This window comes from Gemmatimonadaceae bacterium (assembly GCA_020851035.1).
GTDB lineage: Bacteria > Gemmatimonadota > Gemmatimonadetes > Gemmatimonadales > Gemmatimonadaceae > JACMLX01.
Genome location: JADZDM010000008.1, coordinates 1 through 8,883 on the forward strand (window position 1 = coordinate 1; position 8,883 = coordinate 8,883).

9 protein-coding genes are annotated in these 8,883 nt (G+C 68.5%); 8 read left to right on the forward strand and 1 reads right to left on the reverse strand.

From position 1 onward, the window contains the following. Positions 1–36 precede the first annotated feature (36 nt). A complete protein-coding gene (locus IT355_07810) occupies positions 37–1,179 on the reverse strand; it encodes a PAS domain S-box protein (GenBank protein MCC7053160.1) in 1,143 nt (380 codons plus the stop codon). A 101-nt stretch (positions 1,180–1,280) separates the two neighbouring features. Here IT355_07810 and IT355_07815 point away from each other — a divergent pair, with 101 nt between their 5' ends. The 8 genes from IT355_07815 to IT355_07850 all read left to right on the forward strand — a co-directional run. Beyond that, positions 1,281–1,952 carry a response regulator transcription factor gene (locus tag IT355_07815; protein ID MCC7053161.1) on the forward strand — a complete coding sequence of 224 codons (672 nt, stop codon included), beginning with the start codon at positions 1,281–1,283 and terminating at the stop codon, positions 1,950–1,952. A gap of 148 nt (positions 1,953–2,100) precedes the next feature. Next, positions 2,101–4,362: a cytochrome-c oxidase, cbb3-type subunit I gene (ccoN, locus tag IT355_07820; GenBank protein ID MCC7053162.1), complete on the forward strand. Its 2,262-nt coding sequence runs from the start codon at positions 2,101–2,103 to the stop codon at positions 4,360–4,362. After that, positions 4,359–4,562 carry a CcoQ/FixQ family Cbb3-type cytochrome c oxidase assembly chaperone gene (locus IT355_07825; GenBank protein MCC7053163.1) on the forward strand — a complete coding sequence of 68 codons (204 nt, stop codon included), beginning with the start codon at positions 4,359–4,361 and terminating at the stop codon, positions 4,560–4,562. The genes ccoN and IT355_07825 overlap by 4 nt, the downstream gene beginning before the upstream one ends. Further along, positions 4,559–5,119 (forward strand): c-type cytochrome, encoded by a 561-nt coding sequence (locus IT355_07830; GenBank protein MCC7053164.1) that lies wholly within the window; start codon positions 4,559–4,561, stop codon positions 5,117–5,119. The genes IT355_07825 and IT355_07830 overlap by 4 nt, the downstream gene beginning before the upstream one ends. Positions 5,120–5,223: 104 nt before the next feature. Further along, positions 5,224–6,546, forward strand: coding sequence for a cytochrome c oxidase accessory protein CcoG (gene ccoG, locus IT355_07835; protein ID MCC7053165.1), 1,323 nt, complete (start codon positions 5,224–5,226; stop codon positions 6,544–6,546). After that, positions 6,543–7,022: a FixH family protein gene (locus IT355_07840; protein MCC7053166.1), complete on the forward strand. Its 480-nt coding sequence runs from the start codon at positions 6,543–6,545 to the stop codon at positions 7,020–7,022. Before ccoG ends, IT355_07840 begins: the two co-directional genes overlap by 4 nt. Continuing rightward, positions 7,019–7,714, forward strand: a complete 696-nt coding sequence (locus tag IT355_07845) for a sulfite exporter TauE/SafE family protein (protein MCC7053167.1) — start codon at positions 7,019–7,021, stop codon at positions 7,712–7,714. The genes IT355_07840 and IT355_07845 overlap by 4 nt, the downstream gene beginning before the upstream one ends. Beyond that, on the forward strand, positions 7,714–8,883 hold a 1,170-nt coding region (locus IT355_07850), incomplete at its 3' end, for a heavy metal translocating P-type ATPase (protein ID MCC7053168.1). The genes IT355_07845 and IT355_07850, both read left to right, overlap by 1 nt.

The window sequence follows — 8,883 nt, forward strand, 5'->3', positions numbered from 1 at the left end:
GGGGCGCACCGCCGCGGGGCGCCACGTCACGCGCCATCACGATTGCGGTGCCGCCGGATCGCCGGCCGCGGGCAGCGTGAGCAGTGCCGAGGTCCCGCGACCGAGTTCACTCTCGAGTGAGAGCGTGCCGCCGTGCGCGCGGACGATGCCATGGGCGATGGCCAGGCCCAGTCCCGCCCCCGAGCGATCGGTGCGCTTGCTCTGCCAGAAACGGTCGAAGACGAACGGCAGGTCCTCGGCGGCGATGCCGATGCCGGTGTCCTGCACCATCATCAGGATGCCGGTCGGCTGACGCAGCGCCCGCATGCGCACGCTGCCACCCTCGGGGGTGAACTTCACCGCGTTGCCGACGAGGTTGGACAGCACCTGCGCGATGCGGTCCGGGTCGATGTCCACCAGCGGCAGGCCGGCCTCGAGTTCGGTCTCGAGCGTGACGCCGCGCGCTGCCGCGAGCGGCGCGAGCAGGTCGGCGGTGGTCGCCATCAGGGCCCCGATCGCTTCCGGGCGCCGCGACAGGCGGAGCTTGCCGCGCTCCAGCCGTGTGACGTCCAGCAGGTCCTGGATGAGCGTGTCCATCTGCGTCGCGGCCTGCAGCATGACGCTGGCGTGTTCCGAGGCCGACGGAGGCAGGCGATTCGCGCTCGGGTCGCTCGGGATGCGCAGCAGCGCGGCCGCCAGCATCTTCACCGCGTTCACCGGGTTGCGCAGGTCGTGCGAGACCAGGCCGAGGAGATCGTCGCGATCCCGCACCGCAGTCTCGGCATCGGCGAGGGCGCGATGCGCCAGCGCCTCGGTCCGTCGCTGCTCCGAGACGTCCCGCATGACGACGGTGAAGCATGCCCCTTCGTCGGTGACGACCCTGGCGATGGCGGCTTCGGCGGAGAACTCCTCTCCGGTCTTGCGCACGCCGAAGATCGGGGACCGTTCGGACATCTTTCTCGCGAGGTTCTCGCTGCCGCCGAATCCACGGATGTGCCCGGCGTGTGCCGCGTGGAAGCGGGTGGGCAGGAGGGACGAGAGCGGATGGCCCACGATCTCGTCGGCGGTGTACCCGAACATGCGGGAGGCACCGTCATTGAAGAAACGGATGGTCTGCGCCTCGTCCACGCAGACGATGGCGTCCGAGGCGATGTGCAGCACTCGGGCCAGAACATGGTCGGGGACGGAGTTGGGCGGCATCGGGGCGAAACTAGCTGCCGTCCCGTAGAAAAGTGTCCGGATTCCCCTGACACCGGAGTGGTGGCGGATTCTGCACTGTTGCGCGAGACCTGGAGGTCATCATGGACAACGACGTGATAACTGTGCTGCTGGCGGACGACCACGCCGTCGTGCGCTACGGGCTGAAGGCGGTACTGCAGACGGCGCCCGACATCACGGTGATCGGGGAGGCACGGAACGGGCGCGAGGCGGTGGACGCCGCGATGCGGCTGAAGCCGGACGTGGTCGTGATGGACCTGAGCATGGACGGGATGGATGGCGCGGCGGCGACGCGGGAGCTGCAGAAGCTCGAGTCGTCCTCCCGGATCCTGATCCTGACCATGCACGCCGAGGACGAGCATCTGGTGCGGCTGCTGGAGGCGGGTGCGAGCGGGTACCTCGTGAAGAACGCGGCCGACCGTGAGCTGGTGGACGCCGTGCGGATGGTGGCCCGGGGGGACCAGTACCTCCGGCTGGGCGCGGTGCGGGCGCTGGCGAAGGAGCTGAAGAAGCGCGAGCACCGGGCGGCGGAGCAGACCCAGTACGACTCGCTGTCGGACCGGGAGCGGTCGATCCTCCGGCTGATCGCGGCGGGGTACACCGGCCCGGACATCGGGGCGCAGCTCAACATCAGTGCCAAGACGGTGGACACCTACAAGCAGCGGATCCAGGAAAAGATCGGCCTGGCGCACCGTCCGGACTACGTGCGCTTCGCCGTACGGTTGGGCCTGCTGGACGAGGAAGTGCGGCTGTAGGGGAATTCCCTACTCGACCGTCGGGTAACCACCGGGATGATTAAAGGGTTACGCCGACAGTCCAGATGAGCTGTCAGGTAGACTATAGGGGCAGTCATGGCGCGTCCGCGCGGTGACTGTCCCTTCCGCCTTTTCGAGGTTCACTCCGATGACCGCTGCTGCCGCCGCTGCGCACCAAGGCGCGCCAGGCCAGCTCGATGCGTTCTCATATGATGACGACATCGTCCGGAAGTTCATGGTCGCCTGCGTCGTCTGGGGCGCCATCGGCATGCTGGTCGGCGTTCTGATCGCCGCCCAGCTTGCCAGTCCGATGTTCAATCTCGGGCTTCCTTTCACCAGCTTCGGGCGCCTGCGACCGTTGCACACGAACGCGGTGATCTTCGCGTTCGCCGGCAACGCCTTCTTCTGCGGGGCGTACTACTCCACGCAGCGGCTCGTGAAGGCGCGGATGTTCAGCGATGGACTGAGCAAGTTCCACTTCTGGGGCTGGCAGGCCATCATCCTGGCGGCGGCGCTCACCCTGCCCTTCGGCTTCACGCAGGCCAAGGAATACGCCGAGCTCGAATGGCCGATCGACATCGCGATCGCGGTGGTCTGGGTCGCCTTCGCCGTGAACTTCGTCGGCACGCTGATCAAGCGCCGGGAACGGCACCTCTACGTGGCGATCTGGTTCTACCTCGCCTCGATCGTGACGGTGGCGATCCTGCACATCTTCAACAACCTGTCGCTGCCCGCCGGTCCGCTGAAGAGCTACAGCATGTATGCCGGCGTCCAGGACGCCTTCATGCAGTGGTGGTACGGCCACAACGCCGTCGCATTCTTCCTGACGACGCCGTTCCTCGGCCTGATGTACTACTTCATGCCGAAGGCCGCCGAGGGCCCGGTGTTCAGCTACCGGCTCTCGATCCTGCACTTCTGGTCGCTGGTCTTCATGTACATCTGGGCCGGCCCGCACCACCTGCACTACACCGCGCTGCCCGAGTGGGCGTCTTCGCTCGGCATGGTGTTCTCGGTGATGCTCTGGGCCCCGAGCTGGGGTGGCATGATCAACGGCCTCCTGACGCTGCGCGGCGGCTGGAACAAGGTGGTGAACGACCCGATCCTCAAGTTCTTCGTGATCGGCATCACCGCCTACGGCATGTCCACGTTCGAGGGCCCGATGCTCAGCGTGAAGAGCATCAACGCGCTGGCCCACTACAGCGACTGGATCATCGCCCACGTGCACACGGGCGCCCTCGGCTGGAACGGCTTCATCACGTTCGGCATGATCTATTGGCTGCTGCCGCGCCTCTTCCAGGCCCCGCTCTACAGCAAGCGCCTGGCGGAGCTGCACTTCTGGATCGGCACCTTCGGCATCATCCTCTACGTCGTCAGCATCTACTCGGCCGGCGTGACGCAGGGCCTGATGTGGCGTGCCTTCGACGAGACCGGCCGCCTGATGTACCCCGACTTCATCGAGACCGTCGTGCGCCTGCTCCCGATGTACTGGGTGCGCGTGGTCGGTGGCACGCTGTACCTGGTGGGCGTGTTCATGCTCGGCTGGAACATGTTCATGACGTGGAAGGCCCGTCCCGCGAAGTACGAGGTGCCGGTGATCCATGCCGCACCGCTGGCGAAGCGCTGGGTGGAACCGCAGGTGGCCTCGCCGTGGGGCGAAGGCCTCATCGGCCGGATCCGCGCCATGCGCTACCACCGGAAGTGGGAGGCGATGCCGGTCACCTTCACGGTGCTCACCACGCTCGCCGTCGCCATCGCCTCGCTGTTCGAGATCATCCCCACGTTCCTCATCAAGTCGAACGTGCCGACGATCGCCAGCGTCAAGCCGTACACCCCGCTCGAGCTCTACGGCCGCGACGTCTACATCCGCGAGGGCTGCTTCAACTGCCACTCGCAGATGGTCCGCCCGTTGCGCTACGAGACGGAGCGGTTCGGCGAGTACTCGAAGCCGGGCGAGAGCGTCTACGACCACCCGTTCCTGTGGGGCTCGAAGCGCAACGGCCCCGACCTGGCACGTGAGGGCGGCAAGTACCCGAACCTCTGGCACGTGACGCACTTCAACAACCCGCGCGACATCACCACCGGGTCGCTGATGCCGGCGTACCCGCACTTCCTCTCCACCGAGATCCCGTGGGCGGTCATCCAGCCGCGCGTGCGGACGATGGCGATGCTCGGCGTGCCCTATGGGGACGCGGTGAACAACGCCGAGGCGATGGCGAAGGCCCAGGCCGAGCAGATCGCGGCGGACGTCGAGAAGAACGGGGGCCCCGCGAACCTGAAGGATCGTGAGATCGTCGCGATCGTCGCCTACATGCAGCGGCTCGGCCAGGACATCAAGCTGGCGAATGCCCCGGTCGCGGCCGTGCCGACGCCGGCCGTCACCGCCGCCCAGGTGGCCAGGAGCGCGCCATGAGCCTCACCGACCTGATGAGCGGCGCGGGTCTGTCCCACTACGCCATCGTTGCACTGATCCTCTTCTTCGGCGCCTTCATCGCCCTCGCGGCCTGGACCTGGTGGCCCAGCCACAAGGGGTGGTGGAGCGACGCGGCGAACATCCCGCTCGATGACGCCACCACCCCCTCCTCCACCACCGCCCCTGCGGAGGCGCTGTGACGAACCCCAGTGATCGCGACCGCCTGATCGACCACTCCTACGACGGCATCCAGGAGTACGACAACCCCATGCCGGCCTGGTGGGTCACCGTCTTCTGGGCGACGATCGTCTTCTCCATCGCCTACTACCTGGTGCCGGGCCTCGGCCTCGGCCAGGGGCGCATGCACGAGTACGACACCGACATGGCGGCCTTCCGGGCCGCGCACCCGGTGAACACCGGCGGCTCGGACCCGGCGCAGCTGCTCGCCGTCGCGGCCAAGCCGGACGAGGTGGCGGAAGGCAAGAAGATCTTCATCGCCAAGTGTGCCGCCTGCCACGCCGCCGATGGCGGTGGCGTGATCGGCCCGAACCTGACCGACGATGCCTGGATCCACGGCGGCACGATCGACTCGATCTACGCCACCGTGAACAACGGCGTGCTCGCGAAGGGCATGCCGAACTGGGGGAAGCTCCTGAAGCCTGACGAGATGTCGGAAGTCGTGGCGTACGTCTGGACGCTGCACGGCACGACACCAGCCAAGCCCAAGGCAGCGGAAGGAGTGTTGGTGACCCGGTGAACGCTCCGAAGGCCGCTGGCCGTGTCCTCCCGACGCTGAACGAGGACGGAACCCGGTACTGGATCCGTCCCCGCCCGTCGGGAGGCCCGTGGTGGACCCGCCGCATGATCGTCGGCTACACCCTGATCGCATTCTTCGTCTCCCTGCCGCACCTGCGCTGGAACGGCCACCCGGTCATCCTGCTCAACGTCCCGCGGCGCGAGTTCACGTTGCTGGGCAACACCTTCCTGCCCACCGACACCCTGCTGCTCATGCTGCTCCTCGGCAGCGCGGTGATCTCGGTGTTCCTGTTCTCGGCACTCTTCGGCCGCGTCTGGTGCGGCTGGGGGTGTCCGCAGACGGTGTACATGGAATTCGTCTTCCGCCCGATCGAGCGCCTGCTCGAGGGGGGGCGCAGCGGATCGCTGCTGCTCGACAAGTCGAAGGGGATGATGGCCCCACGCCGCATCCTCAAGTACCTGATCTACTTCCCGATCTCGCTGCTGCTCGCCCACACGTTCCTGGCCTACTTCGTGGGCACGGACAAGCTGGCCGAGTGGGTGCGGCTGTCGCCGTTCGAGCACCCGACGCCGTTCCTGGTGATGGCCGTCACCACGCTGCTGATCTTCCTCGACTTCGGCTGGTTCCGCGAGCAGACCTGCCTGATCGCCTGTCCCTACGGACGCTGGCAATCGGCGCTGATCGACCGCCGATCGATGATCGTGGCCTACGACTACCAGCGCGGCGAGCCGCGACGGTCGGCCACCGTGAGGGGGGATGCCGCCGGCGACTGTGTCAGCTGCAACGCCTGCGTCTTCACCTGCCCCACCGGCATCGACATCCGCAACGGCCTCCAGATGGAGTGCGTGCACTGCACCCAGTGCATCGACGCCTGCGACCACGTGATGGTCGCACTGAAGAAGCCGAAGGGCCTGATCCGCTACGCCTCCCAGGAGGGGCTGGCCGGCAACCCCGGCACCCTGCTGCGTCCCCGGGTGGTGATCTACTCCATCGCGCTGGTCGTGGTCCTCAGCGCGCTGACGGTCTCGCTTCTCACCCGCGCGTCGGCCGAGATCACGCTGCTGCGCTCGGCCTCGGAACCGTACCGCGTGGAGGAGAATGGCCGCGTGGCGAACCAGGTCCGGGTCAAGATCGTCAACCGCACCATCGACTCGCACCGCTACACGGTGAAAGTCACGGGCGTGGACGGCGGCGGCGTGATTGCCCCGGAGTTTCCGCTGACCGTGGCCGCCGGTGCCCAGCGCACCACCAGCATGTTCATCGTGGCCCCGTTCAGCACCTTCACCATGGGCCGCCACAAGATCACGCTGCAGGTCACCGACAGCGCCGGCTTCACGAAGGACATCCCGTTCACCCTGCTCGGCCCGACCCACCAGGACGGTGCGGATCGCGACGAGGCGGAACCCGGTCGAGAGAGGAAGCCATGAGGTTCGGACTCACTGCATCCAACCGCTGGCCGGTGGCCATCGTCACCGTCCTGCTGGCCCAGGTGGCCTTCGGTGTCTGGATGTCCCGCATCGCACGGGCAGACCCTCACTTCGCCGTGGAGCCTGACTACTACTCCAGGGCCGTGAACTGGGATGCCACGATGGCGCAGTCACGTCTGGACCGCGCGCTGGGCTGGCAGGCGACCGCCAGCCTGGTGCGCACCGCAGGCACGGCGGCAACGCTGCAGGTCTCGCTCCGTGATTCCACCGGCGCTCCGGTCCGCGCCGACTCGGTCAGCGCTGCCGTGCTGGCGGTCGCCCATGCCGGTGACGTGAGCCAGCTCACCCTGGCACCGGCCGGTGACACGTACACGGTGCCGGTGGCCGTGGCGGCGCGTGGCCTCTGGGAAGTGCAGCTCCGCGCCGTGCGGGGCACGGACGTGTTCACGGCCAAGCTGCGGCCGGAACTGCAGTGACCCTGCTGGCCGGCGTGCTGGTGGCGAGCCTGCTGGGCTCCCTGCACTGCGGCGCGATGTGCAGTGCGTTCGCCTGCCTGGCGAACGGCGCGGCACGCCGCGGCCCATGGTACCACGGCGGCCGGCTGGTGGCGTACGTCACGCTGGGCGCGATCGCCGGCGTGGTCGGGATGGGGCTGGACGAGGCAGGCATGATCGCGAACGTCCAGCGCAGCGCCGCGCTCGTCACGAGCGCGGCGCTGGTACTTTGGGGTCTCTGGCAGGTGCGGGCCGCGTTGCGGGCTCGGTCATTCGCCGGCGCCACGCGCTGGGGTGGCACGCTGGGCCGACTCGTGGAACGGACCGCGTCCTGGGACCCGCGTGCGCGCGCCACGGCGATCGGGCTCGTGACAGGGCTCCTGCCCTGCGGCTGGTTGTGGGCCTTCATCACCGCGGCGATGGGCACCGGGACACCGCTGCGAGCGGCCGGTGTCATGGCGGTCTTCTGGGTCGGCACGGTGCCGATGCTGGTGGCCGTCACCGCCGGCGCGCGGCGCTTCGGCCCGGCGGCACGCATCCGCTGGCCGCTGGCCAGCGCCTCGCTGGTGGTCATGCTGGGGCTGGGCGAACTTGCCTCGCACCTCCTGATGCCGCCGATGTCCGCCACGGCGGCGCTCTCGGGCCAGTCGCACGCCAGCCACGGAGCGCACTGATGGCCACACTCGTGGCGCCCGAGTCAGGCGACCGGGCCGCGATCCTCCCGGGCACGGTCGCCTGCACGCACTGCGGCCTGCCCGCGCTCGGCGTCGAGGCGGCTGGCGACGCGCCGGTGTTCTGCTGCAGTGCCTGCGCCACGGCATATGCGATGATCAACGCGAGCGGTCTCGGGGCGTACCACCACTTCCCCGAGCGTCGCGGCGCCGCGGTGCGCCCGTCCGGCCGTGGGTTCGCCGACTTCGACCACGAGGCGTTCACCAGCCGCTACGTGCGCATCGATGCGCAGGGCATCGCACGGGTGGAGCTTGCGCTCGAAGGGGTGCACTGCGCCTCGTGCGTCTGGCTCATCGAGCGCGTGCCGTTGCTGGTGACCGGCGTGGCGCGCGCCGAGCTGGATGTCCGGCACTCGCGTGCCGTGGTGACCTGGAACCCGGCGGCGGCGCGCCTGTCCGAGATCGCGCGCACGCTCGATGCGCTCGGCTACACGCCGCACCCGTATCGCAGCGGCGAGCGGGCCGAGATGCGCCGGCGCGAGGACCGCGCGATGCTGGTGCGCATCGGCGTCGCCGGTGCCATCTCGACGAACTCGATGCTGGTGGCACTCGAGATCTACACGGGTGAGTTCAGCACGATGGATCCCGGGTCGCTGACACTGTTCCGCTGGATCAGCCTCCTGCTCACCATCCCCGCCCTGCTCTGGCCGGGCCGCGTGTTCTTCGCCAGCGCGATCGCGGCGCTGCGCGCGCGCACGGTGCACATGGATGTGCCGATCGCCTTCGCGCTCACGGCGGCGACCACGCGCGGCGTGATCAACACCATCAGTGGCACCGGGCCGATCTACTTCGATGGCGTCTGCGTCCTGATCTTCCTGCTGCTGGTCGGACGCTTCCTGCAGGCCCGCGGCCAGCGTGCGGCCACCGACGCCACCGAGCAACTCTTCGCCCTCACGCCGGCCACCGCCCGCCTGGTGCATGCCGGTGGCGGAATCGAGGATGTGCCGGCCGATGCGGTGCCGCTGGGTGCGCTGATCTCGGTCCACGCCGGCGAGACGATCCCGGTGGACGGTGAGGTGATCGAGGGCTCGAGCCGCCTGAACCGCGCCATCCTCACCGGCGAGTCCGAGGAGGTGGAGGTCGACGTGGGCGACACGGTGTATGCCGGCACC